The sequence below is a fragment of the uncultured Duncaniella sp. genome, assembly GCF_910577345.1.
In the GTDB taxonomy this organism is placed as follows: Bacteria; Bacteroidota; Bacteroidia; order Bacteroidales; family Muribaculaceae; genus Duncaniella.
Genome location: NZ_CAJTMT010000025.1, coordinates 14991 through 34136 on the forward strand (window position 1 = coordinate 14991; position 19146 = coordinate 34136).

At 51.0% G+C, this 19146-nt stretch carries 16 protein-coding genes and 4 tRNA genes (1 of these 20 cut by a window edge); 9 read left to right on the forward strand and 11 right to left on the reverse strand.

From position 1 onward, the window contains the following. The 4 genes from QZ310_RS10440 to QZ310_RS10455 all read left to right on the forward strand — a co-directional run. Positions 1-52, forward strand: a tRNA-Gly gene (locus tag QZ310_RS10440) (it extends 121 nt beyond the left edge of the window). Positions 53-96: 44 nt separating this feature from the next. Next, positions 97-169 (forward strand) — tRNA-Gly (locus tag QZ310_RS10445). A gap of 35 nt (positions 170-204) precedes the next feature. Continuing rightward, a tRNA-Leu gene (locus QZ310_RS10450) sits at positions 205-288 on the forward strand. Positions 289-435: 147 nt separating this feature from the next. Beyond that, a tRNA-Leu gene (locus QZ310_RS10455) sits at positions 436-519 on the forward strand. A 504-nt stretch (positions 520-1023) separates the two neighbouring features. On the opposite strand, the gene QZ310_RS10460 is transcribed toward QZ310_RS10455, so the two are convergent. From QZ310_RS10460 to QZ310_RS10470, 3 genes are all read right to left on the reverse strand, one after another. Next, complete coding sequence (locus QZ310_RS10460; RefSeq protein ID WP_297072519.1) at positions 1024-1518, reverse strand: hypothetical protein; 495 nt, start codon at positions 1516-1518, stop codon at positions 1024-1026. A gap of 185 nt (positions 1519-1703) precedes the next feature. Further along, a complete protein-coding gene (locus QZ310_RS10465) occupies positions 1704-2480 on the reverse strand; it encodes a hypothetical protein (RefSeq protein WP_366141976.1) in 777 nt (258 codons plus the stop codon). Between the two features lie 108 nt (positions 2481-2588). Next, the gene (locus QZ310_RS10470; RefSeq protein ID WP_297072523.1) at positions 2589-3503 is read right to left on the reverse strand and encodes a hypothetical protein; all 915 of its coding nucleotides are present in this window, start codon (positions 3501-3503) and stop codon (positions 2589-2591) included. Between the two features lie 248 nt (positions 3504-3751). Between QZ310_RS10470 and rfbA the strand changes: the two genes are divergently transcribed. From rfbA to QZ310_RS10495, 5 genes are all read left to right on the forward strand, one after another. After that, entirely contained in the window at positions 3752-4645 is an 894-nt protein-coding gene (gene rfbA / locus QZ310_RS10475) for a glucose-1-phosphate thymidylyltransferase RfbA (protein ID WP_297072525.1), read from the forward strand. A gap of 43 nt (positions 4646-4688) precedes the next feature. Then, the gene (fucO, locus tag QZ310_RS10480; RefSeq protein ID WP_297072528.1) at positions 4689-5843 is read left to right on the forward strand and encodes a lactaldehyde reductase; all 1155 of its coding nucleotides are present in this window, start codon (positions 4689-4691) and stop codon (positions 5841-5843) included. 99 nt (positions 5844-5942) lie between these two features. Next, positions 5943-6815, forward strand: coding sequence for a dTDP-4-dehydrorhamnose reductase (rfbD, locus tag QZ310_RS10485; protein WP_297072530.1), 873 nt, complete (start codon positions 5943-5945; stop codon positions 6813-6815). Beyond that, the gene (locus tag QZ310_RS10490; protein WP_297072532.1) at positions 6812-7312 is read left to right on the forward strand and encodes a very short patch repair endonuclease; all 501 of its coding nucleotides are present in this window, start codon (positions 6812-6814) and stop codon (positions 7310-7312) included. Before rfbD ends, QZ310_RS10490 begins: the two co-directional genes overlap by 4 nt. 91 nt (positions 7313-7403) lie before the next feature. Further along, a complete protein-coding gene (locus QZ310_RS10495) occupies positions 7404-7916 on the forward strand; it encodes a hypothetical protein (RefSeq protein WP_297072534.1) in 513 nt (170 codons plus the stop codon). A gap of 156 nt (positions 7917-8072) precedes the next feature. Here QZ310_RS10495 and QZ310_RS10500 read toward each other — a convergent pair whose 3' ends face one another. The 8 genes from QZ310_RS10500 to QZ310_RS10535 form a co-directional block, all read right to left on the reverse strand. After that, positions 8073-8687 carry a hypothetical protein gene (locus tag QZ310_RS10500; RefSeq protein WP_297072537.1) on the reverse strand — a complete coding sequence of 205 codons (615 nt, stop codon included), beginning with the start codon at positions 8685-8687 and terminating at the stop codon, positions 8073-8075. 28 nt (positions 8688-8715) lie between these two features. Beyond that, positions 8716-9957: a DUF4857 domain-containing protein gene (locus QZ310_RS10505; RefSeq protein ID WP_297072540.1), complete on the reverse strand. Its 1242-nt coding sequence runs from the start codon at positions 9955-9957 to the stop codon at positions 8716-8718. Between the two features lie 4 nt (positions 9958-9961). Then, complete coding sequence (locus QZ310_RS10510) at positions 9962-10633, reverse strand: hypothetical protein (protein WP_297072542.1); 672 nt, start codon at positions 10631-10633, stop codon at positions 9962-9964. A 5-nt stretch (positions 10634-10638) separates the two neighbouring features. Beyond that, positions 10639-11541 (reverse strand): ABC transporter ATP-binding protein, encoded by a 903-nt coding sequence (locus tag QZ310_RS10515; protein WP_297072544.1) that lies wholly within the window; start codon positions 11539-11541, stop codon positions 10639-10641. Between the two features lie 44 nt (positions 11542-11585). Further along, positions 11586-13142: a DUF6850 family outer membrane beta-barrel protein gene (locus tag QZ310_RS10520; RefSeq protein ID WP_297072546.1), complete on the reverse strand. Its 1557-nt coding sequence runs from the start codon at positions 13140-13142 to the stop codon at positions 11586-11588. A 28-nt stretch (positions 13143-13170) separates the two neighbouring features. After that, entirely contained in the window at positions 13171-14418 is a 1248-nt protein-coding gene (locus tag QZ310_RS10525; protein WP_297072548.1) for a DUF4876 domain-containing protein, read from the reverse strand. A gap of 51 nt (positions 14419-14469) precedes the next feature. Next, the gene (locus tag QZ310_RS10530) at positions 14470-17256 is read right to left on the reverse strand and encodes a carboxypeptidase regulatory-like domain-containing protein (RefSeq protein WP_297072550.1); all 2787 of its coding nucleotides are present in this window, start codon (positions 17254-17256) and stop codon (positions 14470-14472) included. Positions 17257-17416: 160 nt separating this feature from the next. Further along, complete coding sequence (locus QZ310_RS10535; RefSeq protein WP_297072553.1) at positions 17417-18982, reverse strand: NAD(P)/FAD-dependent oxidoreductase; 1566 nt, start codon at positions 18980-18982, stop codon at positions 17417-17419. Between the last annotated feature and the right edge of the window lie 164 nt (positions 18983-19146).

Below are 19146 nucleotides of genomic sequence, written 5' to 3' on the forward strand. Positions count from 1 at the left end.
GAGCACAACCTTGCCAAGGTTGGGGTCGCGGGTTCGAGTCCCGTTTTTCGCTCTAAGAGAGAACATTAACATACTTGTCTGTCAAGCGCAATCAATGCGAAAATAGCTCAGTTGGTAGAGCACAACCTTGCCAAGGTTGGGGTCGCGGGTTCGAGTCCCGTTTTTCGCTCTAATATTCTCAAAAGTCGTTTCGACAGACATTTTGTCCGGGTGGTGGAATTGGTAGACACGCTACTTTGAGGGGGTAGTGGCCGTAAGGCTGTGTGAGTTCGAATCTCATCTCGGACACTTCGAAAATCCTGATTAAGATTTTTTAGTCAGGATTTTTCTATGAAATCAACGATAGCACTCCCATTCTTCTGAATGGTTTCGGAACAGCGGTTCCGGCTGAGTGGCTTGAAAAAATACAGATGTCGTTTCAACCGACATTTTTTCGTCCGGGTGGTGGAATTGGTAGACACGCTACTTTGAGGGGGTAGTGGTCGTAAGACTGTGTGAGTTCGAATCTCATCTCGGACACTTGAAAGACCTGCAAGCATTTGATTTTCAAAACTTGCAGGTTTTTCTTTTAAGAGATACAAAAGAACATAATAAACAAAAGAAACAAAAGTATAATATTTACTTGAGTATAACATTTACTTGAAATTAATATTTTGTATCTTCTAACGTTCCGTGCCTTTTTCAGTTATTTACGAATTTAATGGGCACATAGTGAAATTCCGGTGTGAATCTTAACCGTATGGATTCTTGCATTCCTGGAAGAATCCGGATGGCATCCGATAAGCTGCGAGGCAGCGATATGATGGTAGCCCCATCACGAGCGACGATGAAAAATGCAGGCCACAGGCCGGAATTTTTCATCAGGCGCGAGGCATGGGGTTAGATGGATGATTTTCCACCACGGGCATCGAAGATGTCCAACAATATCGAAGATGTCCAACAATATCGAAGATGTCCAACAATATCGAAGATGTCCGATAATACTGTTGCAATTTGCAATGCAATACCTATGCAAGCGCAGAATTAAAAATTCATCGCGTTAAGATACAAGGCTGTACCCCCTCCATGTCGGGGTATCAGAATTGCTGTTCTCAGGGCATTGAGGGCATCATTTGAGATATATCCGATTAGTGCCCCTGTAAAACCCGCGTATGCTGAATCAGAAAAAATTATTATTCTGTTGGAATCCTTAGACACAGGTTTTGCGAATATTGCAAATATCGCACTATCCGTCATTTTACATTGAATCATTTCCGAGGGAGGTAATTCACCGATAAGTTTGTATATGGCATTTCCATATACCCCGGTCTGACTGCCACGTTCACCGGACCATACAAGCATTTGTCCGTTTGTAACGCCAATTGCTGCAAAATCATTATGTCCGCTGACTTCTGTGCCGTCAACACCTTTCATGTCGGGCATTGCCTTGATTGAATCAAAAGCTTCTTCGTAGGTCAATGCATTTGCCGACACAGCCATACCAAATGCCAAAGCGAGTAAAAGTAAAATCTTTTTCATAATCGTTTTCTTATTAAAACATTCTCATTTAGAGAATGTTTTGCGATTTTTGGTCTAAAAAAGCGGCATTATGAAAATCAGATTTATTAATTGTATGTATTCGGGGCATGGTGAAATTTTTGTGCAAATATTGGCGCATGGGTTCTTTGCATTCCGGGAGACTCCCGATGCAAGAATCAATGCGTTCAATCTATGCGCAATCTTTCGGCAAGGATTTCCAATTCGGCTCCGTCGAAATGGAAATGCAGGTAGGTGTCTTCAACATCAAGCCTGACACCGGAAAGGGCATTGTTCAGATGTTCGTAAGTCCAATTCGCACGGATAATGCCACTGAATGTAAAGGAAACCATCGCAGCACTTTTCCCTCCCGTCGAGACTTTCACCATCAGTTGATTTTCTGTTCTCTGAACTTCCGGTTCATCTCTTCCGGCAGAATCCTCCACTTCCAGCTCATTCGAAAACCCCAACCCGACAACATGACCATCCTTCAATTCAGAGAGAATATTCCTGAGAATCTCTCCATGCGTCACTCTGTCGAGCGCAACAGGATTTAAGCCGTCGGGATACTTCACCATATCCGCGCGATAGGTCATAGCCTCGTTGAAAGCCCTCATCACATAGTCAATCTCACCCTCATGGAGCAGTTTCGGATAGGGCGACGGTTTGAATTCCGTGTGGTAATACAAACTTCCTCTCTGCAAAGGCTTGAACGGAACCGGGGCCTGCTGAAGCACACGCATACGCATCCACGGAATTGATGAATGTCGTTTCGGCCACTTGCGGAGATCATTGCGTGGATTGACCTCGCTGAAACTAAGATTCAGCTCCTCAATCTCAAGTTTTCCAATCATCTGAAGCACCGGATTCGAGGCATAGATGAACACAAGATCACCCACCTCAAACTTGAAGCGCGCGAAAGTAGGCCAATCGAGCGTCTCGCCCGGCACCAATGCCTCCGACATTTTAAAATGTTCGGGCTTGCTTGTAAAAACCCAATATCTCATAGTCACTGCTGTTTAATCCTACTCAGAATAACGCAGCCGCTGACATGAAGGTTTGTCAAACCCGCCTTACTTTGCTCCGAATGTATCCTCCGGCAGATACCTGTGTTGCCACCCGTAGTCCATCTCAAAAAACATCGGTTCCAAAGCCGTTTTTTCAATCTGCGCCAATGAAATCTCACTTTTCTCTACCTTGATGGCAGACGAATGCTCACCATTCTCGCCACCTGTAAGCGAAGCATTGAACTCCAGACGGAGTTTCATCGAGGCCGGACGACCGCCTTTCGCCTCTTTGAACTCTACAACTTCCACATATCCGTCACTGATTGCTACTGACGACAGGACTATGCACTTCCTCCGTAAATCCTCCGGGAGAAAATCGTCCGGAAAATAATCCTTACACGCCGGCATATAGACCACCTGCAGAGTCGCGGCATCGCCCATTGAACGTTTCCACGGCAAAATCGGCTCATCCTCATCATATTCGAGAGTGGTCAGAGGATATTTCCGTCCTTTCTCCGGCAGCCCTTCAGTCACAAGAAAGCCGGAAATCCAAGTCTTGACACCGACTGTCTGAAATTGAGGCGAAAGGTCAAAGGTGAGATAAAAGCAACTGTCCGACAGCATGTATTGCGAAGTCTTCGGACGCGAATATGGCAACTCATCCTTACTGTACTTGCATTTCTTACCGTTGACGGTCAACTCAGCCCTATAGGCCGGCTTCAATTGACTTTCGACCGCCCGGACATCGAGACCCCTCAAAGTGAATCGGACTGTATCGTCAGTCACATCTATAGCTTTCACATGATTGGCATATATCCTTTTGAGATCATTGTCGGTAAGTACCTGTCCGCTGTTGGCCGAGACAAGAACCTTGCCTTTCCACGAAGGCTGCATCTCGTCAAATAATGTCCGGTATCCACTTGCAAGCGCAAAACAGACGGCAAGCTGGCAAAGAATGGCTGATACTATATTCTTTTTCATGGTCGATTTCAGTTTTGAGAATCATATCTCGATTTCATTTGTGTCACCGAATTTACAGCTTTTTCCTCAAACAAGGAAATATTCCCTCCGGTCGTTTATGCCATCTGTAGCTACTTTTTTCAGATTTGATTCAAAAACCACTCCACCTTGTTGCAAACAGCCTTCCTGCGACATACAGGATATTTTTTCATCGAATATTTTTCCTACATTTGCATTCCAAACAACTGTCAATACAGAAATCAACAGCCATGAAAGGAATTGTTCTGGCCGGAGGCTCGGGCACGCGCCTCTACCCTATCACCAAGGGGGTCAGCAAACAGCTGCTTCCGATTTACGACAAGCCGATGGTCTACTACCCCATATCGACCCTCATGCTTGCCGGAATCCGCGACATACTCATCATCTCCACCCCTAACGACCTTCCCGGATTCAAGCGCCTGCTTGGTGACGGATCTGATTTCGGGGTACACTTCGAGTATGCCGAACAGCCGTCGCCCGACGGGCTTGCACAAGCTTTCATAATAGGAAAGGAATTTATTGGCGACGATCCGGTATGCCTCGTCCTCGGCGACAACATATTTCACGGAGCCGGTTTCACATCGATTCTCGAAGAGGCCGTAGCTGCTGCAGAAACCGACGGCAAAGCAACCGTTTTCGGCTATTGGGTCAACGACCCCGAGCGATACGGTGTCGCCGAATTCGACAAGGATGGCAATTGCCTCTCCATTGAGGAAAAGCCTGAAAAGCCGAAATCCAACTACGCCGTCGTCGGTCTCTATTTCTATCCCAACAAGGTCGTCGACATCGCCTCATCCATCCGTCCCTCAGCCCGAGGAGAACTTGAAATCACAAGCGTAAACCAGACATTCCTCAACGACGGCGACCTGAAAGTCAAGACTCTTCCGCGCGGCTTCGCCTGGCTCGACACCGGTACCCACGATTCCCTCGCAGAGGCGTCAATCTATGTCGAGGTCCTTGAGAAACGTCAGGGACTGAAGATCGCCTGTCTCGAAGGCATAGCCTATACCAAAGGCTGGATAAGCAGTGAGCAGCTTAAGGAAATAGCGCGTCCGATGCTAAAAAACCAATACGGACAGTATCTAATGAAACTGACACTTGGCCCTATTCACAATTTCAGCTAATTAACAGAATCCCTCACAACAACAACTAAATAAATTTAAAATCATGATCCACAGGTTTATTCTCAATGAAGTTTCATACTTCGGCCCGGGCGCACGCAAGGAGCTGCCCGAAGTTGTAAAGCGTCTCGGCAAATCCAAGGCCCTCATCGTCACTGATGCCGGTCTCGTGAAGTTCGGAGTAGCCAAAATGGTTACTGACGTGCTCGATGCCGCCGCTATCCCCTACGAAATCTTCAGCGACGTAAAACCCAACCCCACTGTGACCAATGTCAAGAACGGCATTGAAGCCTACAAGAAATCCGGTGCAGACTTCATCATCGCCATCGGCGGCGGTTCGTCAATCGACACCGCGAAAGCTGTGGGCATCGTCATCAACAACCCTGAATTCTCCGATATCGTATCGCTCGAAGGCTGCGCTCCCACCAAAAATAAGAGTGTGCCCATCGTAGCACTCCCCACAACTGCAGGTACTGCTGCCGAAACAACCATCAACTACGTCATTATCGACGAGGAAAACCATAAGAAGATGGTGTGCGTCGACCCCAACGACATTCCCGCCGTGGCAATCGTCGATGCCGAACTCATGTACACCCTTCCCGCATCGCTCACAGCCGCAACCGGCATGGATGCCCTCACCCACGCTATCGAAGGCTACATCACCAAGGGAGCATGGGCGCTCAGCGACATGTTTGAGATCGAGGCTATCCGCATGATCAGCCGCAACCTCCCCACTGCTGTTGCCGAACCCTCCAACGCTGAGGCCCGCGACGCTATGGCAGTTGCCCAATACGTTGCCGGTATGGCATTCTCCAACGTGGGTCTCGGCCTTGTCCACGGTATGGCTCACCCCCTCGGCTCACTTTTCGACATTCCCCACGGTGTTGCCAACGCACTCCTTCTCCCGACCATCATGGAATGGAACATGCCCGCCTGTCTTGACAAATATCCCGCCATCGCCGAAGCAATGGGTGTTGACATCAGCGGAATGACCAAGGAAGAAGCCGCTCAGGCCGCTTGCGATGCTGTCAAGGCTCTTTCAATCAAGGTTGGTATTCCCCAGCATCTCGCCGACATCAACATTACCGAAAAGGACATCCCCGCCCTCTCTGAGCAGGCCATCGCCGATGTCTGCACCCCCGGCAATCCCCGCGACGTGACCATCGAGGAAATCGTGGAGCTTTACAAGAAAGTTCTCTAATTGACAGAACTATTTACTGAATAAAGCCATTAAACAGATACAGAAGAAACAAACAAAATTCTTCTGTATCTGTGTTTTTTTACTAAACTGTCTGTAATCATGCGAATCCTTGTCACCGGCGGTGACGGTCAGCTCGGCAACTGTCTCCGCGACGCCTCCGCCAATTCTGCCAACGAATATATATTCACAGATGTCGACGACATCGACATAACCGACCCTGAGGCTGTGAGCCTCGGTGTCAGATGCAACGACTTCCAACTGATTGTCAATTGTGCGGCTTTCACTGACGTTGACCGTGCGGAGGAGCAGGAAGATATAGCCGAACTTATCAACGCAACCGCTGTCGGTTATCTCGCAAAAGCCGCAAAGGAATGTGACATACCGCTGATTCAGATTTCGACCGACTATGTGTTTGGAGGGAATAACAGAAATACTCCACTTACGGAGAAAGACACCGTCAACCCGACAAGCGCCTACGGACGAACAAAACTCCACGGAGAGGAGGCCATAAAAGAAAGCGGATGTCGTCACATCATCATCCGCACGGCATGGCTCTACTCTGAATACGGCAAGAATTTCGTCAAAACAATGCTCGGATTGATTCCGTCACGCAAGGAACTTAAGGTAGTGGTTGATCAAATCGGCTCGCCGACCTACGCCCGCGACCTTGCCGATGCTATCGTGGACATAATCGACAATGGAAAATACATCGGGCATGAAGGCATATACCACTATTCAAATGAAGGCGTGTGCTCATGGTTTGACTTCGCAAAAATGATTCAGGAAATAGCATTCCCGGCTGTCGACGGAAGCTACCCGTGCAGCATCCGTCCCTGCCATAGCGATGAATTTCCGTCGAAAGCCGTCCGACCGACATTCTCGGTACTCGACAAGACCAAATTCAAAGAGACATTCAATATTGAAATCCCATATTGGATCGATTCACTGCGCAAGCTTATCATTACACTATGACGGACGTAATGACACCTGAGGAGCGCAGCCGCTGCATGGCTGCCATAAAGGGAAGAAACACCAAGCCGGAGCTCATGGCAAGGCGTTTTCTTTTCGCAAAAGGCCTGCGCTATCGCGTGAACAACAGCAAGCTCCCCGGAAGTCCCGACATAGTATTCCGAAAATACAAGACTGCCGTCTTCATCGACGGCTGCTTCTGGCACGGCCATAAGGATTGCAAATACTTCCGTCTCCCCAAAACCAACATTGACTTCTGGCGACACAAAATCAACCTGAACATAGCCCGCGACTATCGCAACGACGTCGAATTGCGCCTATTGGGGTGGCGTGTCATACGCGTATGGGAATGCAACCTGCGCAATCCTAAAGAACGCGACCACACCCTTGAAGTCCTCTACAACAACATCATCTCACCCCACAACTGCGCATCCTACACCCTCACCGAAACCCCCGCCGGCATCGCCGCCGAACCCACCGAAAGCTACGGGAAAAGATAGCCGGAAAAATCCTTACGGTTTTTCATTATCGCATCTTTTTGACGATTCAGGTTATTAATTTTGTTGGTGAAAACAAAATTAATCTCCCGATATGAAAAAATCTCTCCTTCAGACCGCATCTGCACCGAATGCCACACGCCTTCGGGTCTCCAAAAAGTTTTATTCCTATATCCGTGAGCGGGTGAACGACTGCTGTCGTCTACTCACTGACGGGGAGTATATCAAGAAAATGGCGTTGGCTTCCATTGACTCATATCTTCTCATGGATGATCCTGATACGGAGGATCGGCCATTGGAGTGCACTATGATTTTCACCCTCCTGCGCCCTGAGATTGATAAGGCTATTTCCCGCTCAACTTCCGCACATCGCCGTACCTCTGCAAAACGTGAGGAACAAGCCGCACCCAATCCGGCAACGGACACTAAAGTTCAGGAAATAGAGAACCAGTTTATCGAACCGGAAGCATTTGTGTCAACAGAAACTATGCCGGTAGCTGTCACGGAAACTCAGCCTATTCCGAAGGGACAGAAGAATAATAGCCGACACCCCAAACAGTATGTGCCGTTCATACGACAGAAATTCCCGAAACGACGCTTGGACTAATCTCGGGGTATGTACATCTGCGATACCGGAAAAATAACGTAACCACCGACACCATCAAGTGTCGGTGGTTACGAAAACATCGATTTTTTATTTAAAACAGCTTCTGATAGTTGGAAAACCTATAGGCTTATCTATAGCCACGGTGTGCTGACGGGTTTATTCAGGGAGAACGTCGTAAGAGATTGCGTCGAGGTAGTAGTATGAAAGGTAGTCCTTACCTTCCTTTTCCTGACGTGCGGCGATTTTTGCGCGGAAATCGTTGATACGGTCCTCGAAAGTGGTGAGGTTGCGCTGGCCCTTGGCAGTGCGTTCGGTAGCACATCCGCTCTCAGCCTTGGCTGTAGCGGTGCTGTCGGTAAGCTCAGTGTTTGCAGCGGCAGCAGCCTGAGCCTCCTCGTTCTTGCGGATCATTTCCTGAATGGCGGCCTCATCCACACGCTCTTCGCGGAGGATACCCTTCACCTGAAGAGGACGGCGCACAACGCTCTTGGGGAAAGCCTCACCCATCAGAGGGAAAGCCTCGCAACGGAGCATGATGCTGTCGGCTGAACCGGCGATGAAAGCCTTGCGGCCACCGTGGGCACAGAGGTGGGAGCATACGCCTTCGATGACGATGGTGTCACCGAGATAGCTGTCGGGATTGGCGAGAACCTGATCCACGTGGAGAGCCTCGACTGTAGAATCTTCGGCTGCGCCCTTTGACGCACCGCCACAAGAGATCATTACCATGCAGATGACTGCAAGAAGTGTGAAGATTGAAGTTTTTTTCATTTTTTCTTTAGTGTTTATGTTATTGTATTTAATTTTTGACAATCATAAGGGGAATGAATGCAAAGATACCGAATATTAATGTAATTACCGAACATGCGGCGATGCAGGGTGCCACACGGCCACGACGACGGTAGACCACAAAGAGAATCACGGCAAGGACAACATTGAGAAAGATGGCGTGCCATGAGAAATATTCGAATCTCGGCGAAGCATAGCAGTCGGACACCGAAGTGAACGAAAGTTCGTAGGGGAAGATGTAGGTAGCGGCCTTCTGCGAAGCGCTCTCGGTGTAGGTTTTCGAATAGAAAGCGAGGCGGTGGTAGTCGTCGGAATCAAGAGCAGTCCAACGTACGCCCTCGGGACCGGTCACCTTTACCACCCAGTTGAAAATATTCTTCACGATTGAAATCTTCTCCTTCTCCGGGTCAACCTTTCCGACAGGAAGTGGTATCAGTCGGTAACCGGCACGTTCGAGCACATAAAGATTATGGTTCTCATCACTGACAATGCCGAGATGACGGGTGTCGATATTCTCCATGATATAGACATGAGCCACCTTGACCGAATCCGGCTTGTTGACCTTCATCATGTAGGGACGGCCCGCCTGCATTTTGGTATGATAGAGGTCACCGTTGGCATCGACCATCAGATAGCCTTCGTCGTAGGGCTTGCGGCTTGTGATGTTGGCGGAATAGGCGCGCATCGGAAGGGCAAAACCGCGCTCGTTGAAAATATCAGTAAAACGCTTCGACCGGCCTTCAATCACAGCGTTGGTTTCCATGTCGATGAACTCAACCTTTCCGTCGCGGAAACGGAACACTTCCTTCGGATCTTCAAGGTCGATGCGCGCAGGCATGGATTCCATCATCAGATAAACCTCGGGCATGACCTTGTTGATGTCGCGGGGAAGAGCCGAGAACACCCACTGGCTGTGCTTGAAGGCAGCCACACCGACCTCGATACCTGCGATTGTGTCGGGCAGAGCCTCGCTGGCCATAAGTTGGGTGTAATAAATCTGTGGCAGAAGCGAGTCGCGCTGTTCCTTGGTGTAGGAACCCTCCTTGCGGTTGCCGTCGGCATCAAGCGAATAGATAGCCAGATTCTTGTCGTCACCGGTTTCAGAGACAATCATCCTGTCGTTGACCGGGGAATAGGCGATGAACGGATCTGAAGCGGCTGACGGGAACACGATTGAATAGAGCCACGGCAAGAACCATGACAAAACTATTATTCCCAGTGCGATGAGCAGTATATTATAAGCTTTTTTCATGATTTTAATCCTGACGGCCCTCCTTAAACCTTGCGATTGAACCGAATGAGAGAATGGTGAGAAGAAGAGTCGTAATGAGAATTATGAGCATCATGCCGTTGTAGGCCTCAAGTGCGGGCTGAAGGAAGAAAATCATCAGCACGGCAATCCCGAGCAGGGCGAGGATGACGCGGCGCGCCCAAGTGCCCTCCAGACAGATTGAAGTGACAAAAAGATAAGCTGTGAAGCCCGCAAAATACCAGGGGAGAGTGGTCAGCATCACCCGCCATACCAGTTCCGAGGGGAGAACCGAGGCGTCATAGATGCCGATGATGAGAGCCTGGATGACAAAGATGACCAAAAGCTCGACAAGACCTGTCAGAAGCATCAGCCCTACGAGCTTGCCCTGCGGATAGGGAAGATGGAGGGTGAGTTTCAGACGTTTCTGAGCCATTTCGGGAGCCATCTGGGCCACGCCGAGGGCAAGACCGATGACAAGAGGCACATACTTGATAATATCGATGAATGAATTGTCTTTGAGAAGCATGATGAGCCAGAGATGGTCCACACCCTTCAGTTCTATCAACCTCTTCATCATCAGCACGGCATAGAGAGCCACGCAGACAGCGAGTGCAAGCGAGATGAAGAACACCATGCGTGTCTTCACCCATTCCTTGAATATAAGCGCTTTTTCCATAGTTATCAATATTTACCTGTCAGACCAATGAAAGCATCCTCCAGCGACATCTCGCGACGTTCAAGACCGGAGGCATCTACTCCGAGAGTCGAGAGCTGCGAGCGCACTTCGTCAAGGGGCTTAAAGGTGTAGAATTCCAATTCGTTCTTGATTTTACCCGGATTGATGAAGAGACCGGATTCGGTGAACTTCTCAACCGGAGCATCGGTCGGAAGAGTGTAGCGCGAGAAGTCCCTGAGCAGTTCGTCGACCGGCATCTGGGTGAGAATCTTGCCGTAGTCGAGCATGATGCAGTCGTCGATGAGGCGTTCGAGATCCTGGATGATATGCGAGGTCATGAACACTGTTTTCTCCTCAGCCTTGGCAAATTCGCGCAGATAGTCGATGAACAGACGGCGGTAGCCGGGATCAAGACCGAGCGAGAAGTCATCAAGCACGAGGAGGTCGGCGTTCTGCGCGAGAATGAGGCCGAGAGCCACCTGCGAGCGCTGTCCGCACGACATTGACGAGATTTTCTGACCGGGCGACACATGGAGCTTGGCCATGAGTTCATAGTAGGCATCGCGGTTCCATTTCGGATAGAAACTCGAATAGAAACGCTCAATCTGACCTATGGTCATGAATGAATACTGGACATGGCCCTCGATGAGCAGGGCGATGCGCGCACGGGTGGCGGGTGAAAGTTCGGTGATGTTCTCGCCGAAGATCTTACATTCGCCCTTCTGCGGACGCAGATAACCCATCAGGATATTGATGGTGGTCGTTTTTCCGGTACCGTTCTTTCCAAGAAGACCGAGGATGCGGCCTTTAGGTACCTCAAAACTCAGGTCGCTGTAAATCACTCGTCCGGTGCCGTAGCGCTGGGTGAGATTTTTTACCGATATTACAGATTCGGAGTTTCGGTTCATTATACTGTATTTGGATAGATTTATAAGATGCTATTGTTGTTTTGTCAGAATTTTGCTGCCAATGTCAGCACGGCTCCGTGACAGCTTGCCTCATTGATATAGTCCGTCATGGTGTATGCGACGGACAGTGACAGAATGAAATTGCTGACCGGACGCGATACTCCTGCCGAAATCCTCACACCGAGGCGGTCAGCCTGCAACATTGAGTAATTCGACAGGACTGATTGACCGAGCGATGTGTCGGTTTCAAAATCCGTGAGGACAGGTGTAAGGGCATCCGCCAAGGCATATTCCCCTCCGGCTGAAAGATTCCAGAGCCAACAGCCTCCGGAAACGGTCGTGAAGTCCACGTCCAATTGAGGGGCGAGATGGCTGACCTCAAGACGACGGTAGGGCTCGGAATAGCTCTCGCGCTCATAACCGTAGCCCACGCCGGGTGTGAAGGTGAGATATGACACTTTCGCGGTCTGCCACTGCAGCGGCAATGACAGTTGCATGGTTCTGCTGCTGAATGAGTAGGGTGTGCGTGAACCAATCTTGTCGTAGCTTGCACCGGCTGAGGTTCCGAAAAGATTCTCGGTGCCTTTGCGTTTGAACAAAGTGCCTTTGAAAACCGGACGGAAAGTCAGGGAGGAGGACAGGCAGAAACCGTAGGCGACAGTCCAGTCAACCTCATCGTTGTCGGTGTAGCCGAGAGTGAGGTTGTTGAAGTTGCGCAACTGCTGCTCCATGCGGTAGTGTGAGTATGCGGCGGTGACGGCAAGTCCGTTTTTGGAAGCCGTCGGAAGCCACTGCACTCCGGCATTGTAACCGAACGATGAGTAACCGCTGTTCTTGTTGGTGTTGCCCATGAAACGGCGGTAATATGTCCCCATGCCCGTGAGGGTGTAGGTGTTGATGTCGTTCACAGGATTGTAGAAATCAAGATCGCAACTCTGATTGTAGACATTAATTCCGGCTTTGAGGCCGAGCATGTTGCGGCCAAGAGGGTAAGTCGCGCCAAGATTGAGATCGAGATCGGAGACCACAGTCTTCACTCGCGGGTCGCGGTTGCGGTAGGCAACCTCAGCGCGGTAGGCGGCATGAGCTCCGAGAGTCCAGCGGTCAAACTGATGGCCGTAACCACCGGAAAAACTGTAGCTGCGGGTGCTGAGATTTCCCCCGACCTCATCACCGAGGACATAGGGGGCAACCCGTCGGTAGTCGATGATGTCAGACCATCGTATGTTGCGGTATGTTCCGGTCACGAAAGCGGCATCACCCCACACCACACTCTTTTGACTGAGACGTGTATAGGATGCAGCCGAAAGTCCGTATAGCGTATGTCCGTCGCCAAGCTGAACCATCACAGGCTTACCCTCGCGCGCTATGTCGAGATTGAAAGCGAGCGACGAGAGTGAGACGCTGTCCCGATACACCATCGAGGCAGGATTAGCCTCATAATCGGCAAGAGCGCTCTCAAGCGTCGGGAGAGAGAGACGCTGCAGTTCCGGAAGCATGGAAGCTGACTGAGCCATGACCCCTGCGGAGAGGGTCATGGCCACAGTCATTGCCATCAGACGATAGTTGTTGGTGATATGTCTTGTCAGTTTTTCCGACATCAGTTTGATTTATCGAGCTGAAACTATTTTATCGGGCTGAAACTACTTCGAAGTCGTTAGCGGAGTCGTTGGTGTCCTTGAGGACGGTATTACCTGCGGGAGAGACACCGGCAGTCTTGCGGACGAACTTCTTGCCGAAACGGTTGGGATCGGTCTTGGCATCGGAAATAGCGGCATGGCTTGCATCAACCGAAGTGCTGAGTGCGCCGGAAGTCCAGCTTTCATTGGGGCAGAGGTTCACACCGTCGAGAATCCAGTCATACTTGATGAGATAGCACTTGGTGCCGTTCATCTCCTTGCCGGTAGCGGCATTGATGTAGGTATAGTCACCTGCCTGCTGTGCGAGGAAGGTTTCAGCAGTCATCCCTTCGGGGAAACGCACGATAGCGTAGGAACGGTTACACTGGTTTGAGGGGAGCCAGATGGTTGCGGAGTAGCTGAACCACTTGTCGAGGTTGGGGACATCGGGGTTGTCGGTGTCACGGACAGTGCCGACAGTGACAACGTCATACCATTCGAAGTCAGCATCGCGGTGGTCAAGCGCACCGGCAACCTGAGCGCTCCAGTCAATGGCCTGGTCGACAATCTTGATTGATTCACCAGGGTTGATAGCCACATCGCGTCCGCTTCCGGGGATGACGTAGACAGTCTGGGCTGTGAAGTTGTTTTCGGGGAAGTTGGCTTCAGTCAGAATCTTGTCAGTAGAAACATTGGTCAACTTGCTCTCAACGATTGCAAGACCGTCGGCATAGATGACAGAGTCAGTGTTGTTGTAGATTTTGAAGAAGGTATCGTATAGACCGCTTGTACCCTTTGCATTGGGAGAACCTGCACAGTAGATTTCGCTGAACACGAGAGAGTTGTCGGGATTGTAGAAGAACCATTTGAGAGTGACGGGCGATGACGTGGCGCTCACAACCTGCTGGGTGGCTACGGCGCGGAGAGTCTGCTCGACAGCATTGCCTTCGGCATCGGTATATTTGACAACCATTGTTCCGTCAATGTCGTAGGTTCCTGCGGGAAGGACATCTGTTGCGGAAAGAGGAAGGTTGAATGTGGTCACACGGCCTGTGTTGAGTTCGGTATAGGTAACAGAACCGGATTCAACGGTATAGGTAGCGGGAATCTCCGAAGGAAGATTTTCTGTTACGGTTACAGGATAAGTTGGATCGGGAGCGTCGTTGTCATCATCCGAGCATGAAGTAAAAGTCGACATGCCGGCAGTAAGAACTGCACACAGAAGCAGATGCTTGATCTGAATTTTGTTGAATGCCATAATAATTAGCGGTTTATTTAGATTATAATTTTGTTTTTACGATTGTGATTATCATATCTTCAAGTTGAGCTCCATACCGAAATATGGTGTGGAGTAACGGCGGATGGTTATGCCGTAGCGCTCATAGTTCGGTTCAATTGCAAGAAGACGGTTGACATAGAGGGCAAGCCCGATGCGTTTCTGCCAGAAAGACTTTGTGGCCTTGAGGTTGACAGTCGTTGACGAAGGGACTGTCTGACGCGCGAAAGAGCTTTCAGCAAAGTTCCTTACGAGCTGCTTGAGGTAGGGGTCTGTCATCGACTCCTCGGTGTAGGGCCGGAGAGTGCCGTCGGCATCCATGTATTGGACAGGTATGCCATCGCGGCGGAGAGTGCGGCGCGAAGTGCACCATACGTTCTGGAGACCTATCGAGAAGTTCAGTCCGAGGCGCGGGAGGTCGGTATCGAAGAGTATGTTGGTGTTGAAACTGCGGTATTCGCTTCCATCCATGTCATCGTAGAGCCCGACATATTGCAGTTCCTGATTGTTGACGATGATGCTCGGCTTGTACCAGAGAGGCTGGCTGTTGCTGTTGGTGGTCTTGAAGAATGCACCCGAGACGGTGACACGGGTATTGACCTTGGGAAGACGGCGTGACTGGATGGTGTATTCAATACCCTCTTTAAGTGTACGGCTTCCGTTGGTAGTCTTGCTGCGGACGGCAAGATAGGTCTGAGGAGTGTAAGGCAAATCTTCGAGTTGCGGTGCGCGTCCTGCGGCGTAAGGGTCGAATGCGGAAGCATCGTAACGGTTGTAGGTGTAGGTATGCACGAAACCGGTGTTGCGGAAGCCGTCCTTCATGTTTTCGCGGAAGTAGGTCACGGAAAGGCGGTTGCCACGATAACTGATGTCGGCACGCGCCTCCCACTTGAAGTTGCGCGCTGCGCGGAGTGAATAGTTGGTCATATCCTCGATGTAGGTCATTACGTTCATCACGCGGTAATCCTCGACGTTGTGGTAATAGTTCAACTGCTCGAAGTCGGAATAGAGCTTGTCGGGATAGAGATAGGCTGCGACAGGCATTTTGGTGTGCCATCCTGCACCTCCCGCAAACTCGAAATTCAAGGGATAATTGTTGACATAGACAGCCGGGAGGTCCCACACGGCATTGAAGCGAGGATCGAGATAGGGCTTGCCGCTGAGTTCATATTTCTTGTCGAGATGCAGGAGCTGTGTCTCGCGCAAGCCTGCTGTAAGGGTGATGGTGTGGCGACCGGCATACCATTTTGTCTCGCTTTCGAGATAGGCGGAGAGAAGATGGATTGCCGGGACATCGCTGAAAGCGCGCGGACGGGTGGTGTTTCCTGCCGTCAGCGGACGCTCGATGTCATAGACGGCACCACGGCCGTAGTTCTTGCTCATGTTCCATTCCACACCGGCTTTCAGTATCGAAGCAAGTGAACTGCCGCCGAAACGCATACGACCCGCACCTTTGAGCGAGGCGGTGAACGGGTCACCCTCCACGCGGTAGTCTGCGAGATAGAGCATCGGAAGATAGCCAACATAGTTGCTTCCGCCGACAGTCGAAACAGGCATGGGGAGCACACGCGAAGAGGCCACATGCTTCTGCTGCGTGAGGCGATCGTTCGAATAGCTCAGGCCGGAGGTGAGGCTGAGTTCCTGTAAGGGTGAGGGATTGGAGGGAGCGTAGACAAGACTGTTGTCCCAGCGGAAGGTGTGCTTGGTATTCTTGTAGTAGTCAATCGTGTTATTGACCGAAAGATCCGGGTCATTGTCGTCCTTTTCGAAGGTGCCGCTGTAACTGAGATTCGAAGTCCAGTTGATGCGTGCCGGAGTGTTGTCCCAGCGTTTGAGGCTTCGGAGAGAACCGGTGACACGCTTGAAATTCTCACGGTTGTTGCGCGGGTCTATCTTAGAGTCGAGATAATCGAGTCCGGTGTTGAGAATCCAGGTGTTGTCGCCACTGAGGTCGAAACCTTTACCGGCATAGAGGAGCTGGCTCTGTGTGTCGGCCTTGAAACGGGCTTCGAAACGGCTTACTCCGCTCTTGCGCTTGATGTTGACAAGACCGGAAGTCAGTTCGCCGTACTCTACGGAGGGGATACCTCTGACAATCTCCACACTCTCGATGTCGTCAGTGGAGATGGAACGCATGTCAACACCCTTGCCTGTCGCTATATGACCCGCACGGTTGGTGTCGGGTGTACGCTGCATGTCAGCATCAGTGTTCAGACGGACTCCGTCGACAACAAAGGCGGTGCCAAGAGCGGAAGTAGTATAGTCGTCAGTCGAGGTGATACCGCTTGCCTCACGGAGAGCGATACTGTTGACCGCACCCATCTCAGGATCTTTTGTAATCCCGCCAGGCAGAAGAGCCACAAGGTCAGAGAAGCTCGAAGGCTGGAGATGGCGCATGGCGGTGGTGTCGATGAGCGATGCAGAGGTCGCATTGCGCGCCTCGCGTGCAGTGACGACGACCTCGCCGAGAGAGTCCATCGGGTCGAGTGGAAGGGTGAAGGTGAGGTCGCGGTCAACTTTAATGGTACGGCGGACAGGTTTATAGCCTACCATGCTCACTTCGAGTTGCCATGTACCGGGATTGACCGTGGCTGAGAAATGGCCATCCGAATCGGTGTATCCGCCCTTCACTCCCGACTGTCCCGGAACCGAAAGCGTCACAGCCACGAATTCCAGAGGTGAGGAATTGGAGCCGTCTTTCACTTTCAAATCCACGACCTTACCGTCAGGCATGGCCGATGCAAACCCCACGCAGAACGCGAGGATACTAAGAGTCAGAAAAATCTTTTTCGGATTAATATGCCAAAGGCTTTTTGTCATCGTCAATACTGTAATTGCACGGCTCTTTTTGAGCGATACAAAATTACTGTATCCAAAACGACGACAAAATACCCACTTTCGATGATTATTATATCATCCGATTACCCACTTATAATGATTATGCGAGGTAATCGGCCTGAAAACAGGCCGAATCTCCAAATCATTTCTGCATATGAGCCGCCACCGCGTCCGCTGCGCGATCACCGTCAATAGCGGCGGAAACGATGCCTCCGGCGTAACCTGCACCCTCGCCTGTCGGGAAAAGTCCGGACACGGAAATATGTGCAAGAGTCTCCGGATCGCGGGGAATACGAAGCGGGGAGGAGGTGCGGGTCTCGGCACCGATAAGCACCGCGTCGTTGGTGAGGAAACCTTTGTTCTTACGGTCGAAATCCTTGAAACCCTGCTGCAGACGGCGCGCGATACCTTTGGGGAGCAGACGGTCGATGCGCGAGGAGTGGATGCCGGGAGCGTAGGAGGTGGCGGGGAGGTCCGCTGACTGACGGGAATTTACGAAGTCGGCCATACGCTGTGCGGGAGCGTTCTGAGTCCGTCCGGCCTCCTCCCAGAAGGCTTTTTCGATGCGCTCCTGGAAGTGCATCATCTTCAGAGTGTCGTCAGCCTCGTCCGTCGCGGGTACATCTTCAGGCAGAATCTCGACAACCATGCCAGAGTTGGCCCAACGGGTTCCACGGTTGGAAGGCGACATGCCGTTGACAACGAGCTGTCCGTCCTCGCTTGCAGCAGGGATGATGAAACCACCGGGACACATGCAGAAAGAATAGACCGCACGGTCATCAACTCGCGTCAACATAGTGTATTCCGCAGCAGGGAGATACTTACCCCTGCCCTCTTTGGAGTGATAGCGCAGGCGGTCGATGAGTTGCTGCGGATGTTCGAGGCGGACACCGATGGCAAGACCCTTCGGCTCCATGCCGACACCGCGCGAGTGGAGCATACGGTAGACATCACGGGCCGAATGACCTGTGGCAAGAATCACGGGGCCATGGAAGGTGCTGCCGTCAGCAACAGTAACACCCTTTACCTCACCGTTTTCAATGATAAGATCGGTCACCTTTGTCGCGAAGTGAACCTCACCTCCGCAACGGATGATGGTCTCACGCATCGCCTTGATAACGTCGGGGAGTTTGTCGGTGCCAATGTGGGGATGAGCATCGACAAGAATATCCTCCGAAGCCCCGTGCTGGGCGAAAATGTGGAGAATCTTGTCGACCGACCCGCGTTTTTTCGAACGCGTGTAGAGCTTGCCGTCAGAATAGGCTCCTGCCCCACCCTCGCCGAAGCAATAGTTGGAATCGGGATCGACCACACCCTCGCGGGCAATGGCTGCCATGTCCTTACGGCGGGAATCAACATCCTTTCCGCGTTCGAGAAGTATCGGTTTGATGCCAAGCTCAATCAGACGGAGGGCTGCAAAAAGTCCGGCTGGACCGGCTCCGATCACAATTGCCTGACGGGAACCGTCGACAGGTCTGTAGTCAACAGGGCGGACAAGGGAGGTATTGTCGGGGAGTTCGTTGATGTAGACTTTAAGGGAGAGGTTGACCATCACCTGACGCTGACGTGCATCTATTGAGCGGCGAATGACAGTGATATGCTTTATGGCGTTGGCATCTACGCCGAGACGGTTTGAGAGGTCGGCTTTAAGAAGCATCGGTTCACCGGCAACTTTTGGGGTGACCCTTATATCGATTGTTTCCTGCATTGTATTTTCGGTTGTTTTTGAGTTTTGGTGGTGAGGAGATTTTTATGGGGGAAGATTGGGAGTTTATTTGGTATCTATTTGGAGTTCATTGGGCATACGCGCTACAGCGCGTCCCTACAAGCCTGATGTTTTTACGCTTGAAGTTATTTTTGAGTTTTGAAAAT

Excerpts from the sequence above, each read along its gene's own strand:
- QZ310_RS10515 (WP_297072544.1), bottom strand. The coding sequence starts at position 11,541 with ATGAACCGAAACTCCGAATCTGTAATATCGGTAAAAAATCTCACCCAG.
- QZ310_RS10535 (WP_297072553.1), bottom strand. The coding sequence starts at position 18,982 with ATGCAGGAAACAATCGATATAAGGGTCACCCCAAAAGTTGCCGGTGAA.
- QZ310_RS10495 (WP_297072534.1), top strand. The coding sequence starts at position 7,404 with ATGAAAAAATCTCTCCTTCAGACCGCATCTGCACCGAATGCCACACGC.
- QZ310_RS10520 (WP_297072546.1), bottom strand. The coding sequence starts at position 13,142 with ATGTCGGAAAAACTGACAAGACATATCACCAACAACTATCGTCTGATG.
- QZ310_RS10470 (WP_297072523.1), bottom strand. The coding sequence starts at position 3,503 with ATGAAAAAGAATATAGTATCAGCCATTCTTTGCCAGCTTGCCGTCTGT.
- QZ310_RS10490 (WP_297072532.1), top strand. The coding sequence starts at position 6,812 with ATGACGGACGTAATGACACCTGAGGAGCGCAGCCGCTGCATGGCTGCC.
- rfbD (WP_297072530.1), top strand. The coding sequence starts at position 5,943 with ATGCGAATCCTTGTCACCGGCGGTGACGGTCAGCTCGGCAACTGTCTC.
- QZ310_RS10460 (WP_297072519.1), bottom strand. The coding sequence starts at position 1,518 with ATGAAAAAGATTTTACTTTTACTCGCTTTGGCATTTGGTATGGCTGTG.
- QZ310_RS10530 (WP_297072550.1), bottom strand. The coding sequence starts at position 17,256 with ATGACAAAAAGCCTTTGGCATATTAATCCGAAAAAGATTTTTCTGACT.
- rfbA (WP_297072525.1), top strand. The coding sequence starts at position 3,752 with ATGAAAGGAATTGTTCTGGCCGGAGGCTCGGGCACGCGCCTCTACCCT.
- QZ310_RS10510 (WP_297072542.1), bottom strand. The coding sequence starts at position 10,633 with ATGGAAAAAGCGCTTATATTCAAGGAATGGGTGAAGACACGCATGGTG.
- QZ310_RS10525 (WP_297072548.1), bottom strand. The coding sequence starts at position 14,418 with ATGGCATTCAACAAAATTCAGATCAAGCATCTGCTTCTGTGTGCAGTT.
- QZ310_RS10465 (WP_366141976.1), bottom strand. The coding sequence starts at position 2,480 with ATGTCGGAGGCATTGGTGCCGGGCGAGACGCTCGATTGGCCTACTTTC.
- QZ310_RS10505 (WP_297072540.1), bottom strand. The coding sequence starts at position 9,957 with ATGAAAAAAGCTTATAATATACTGCTCATCGCACTGGGAATAATAGTT.
- QZ310_RS10500 (WP_297072537.1), bottom strand. The coding sequence starts at position 8,687 with ATGAAAAAAACTTCAATCTTCACACTTCTTGCAGTCATCTGCATGGTA.
- fucO (WP_297072528.1), top strand. The coding sequence starts at position 4,689 with ATGATCCACAGGTTTATTCTCAATGAAGTTTCATACTTCGGCCCGGGC.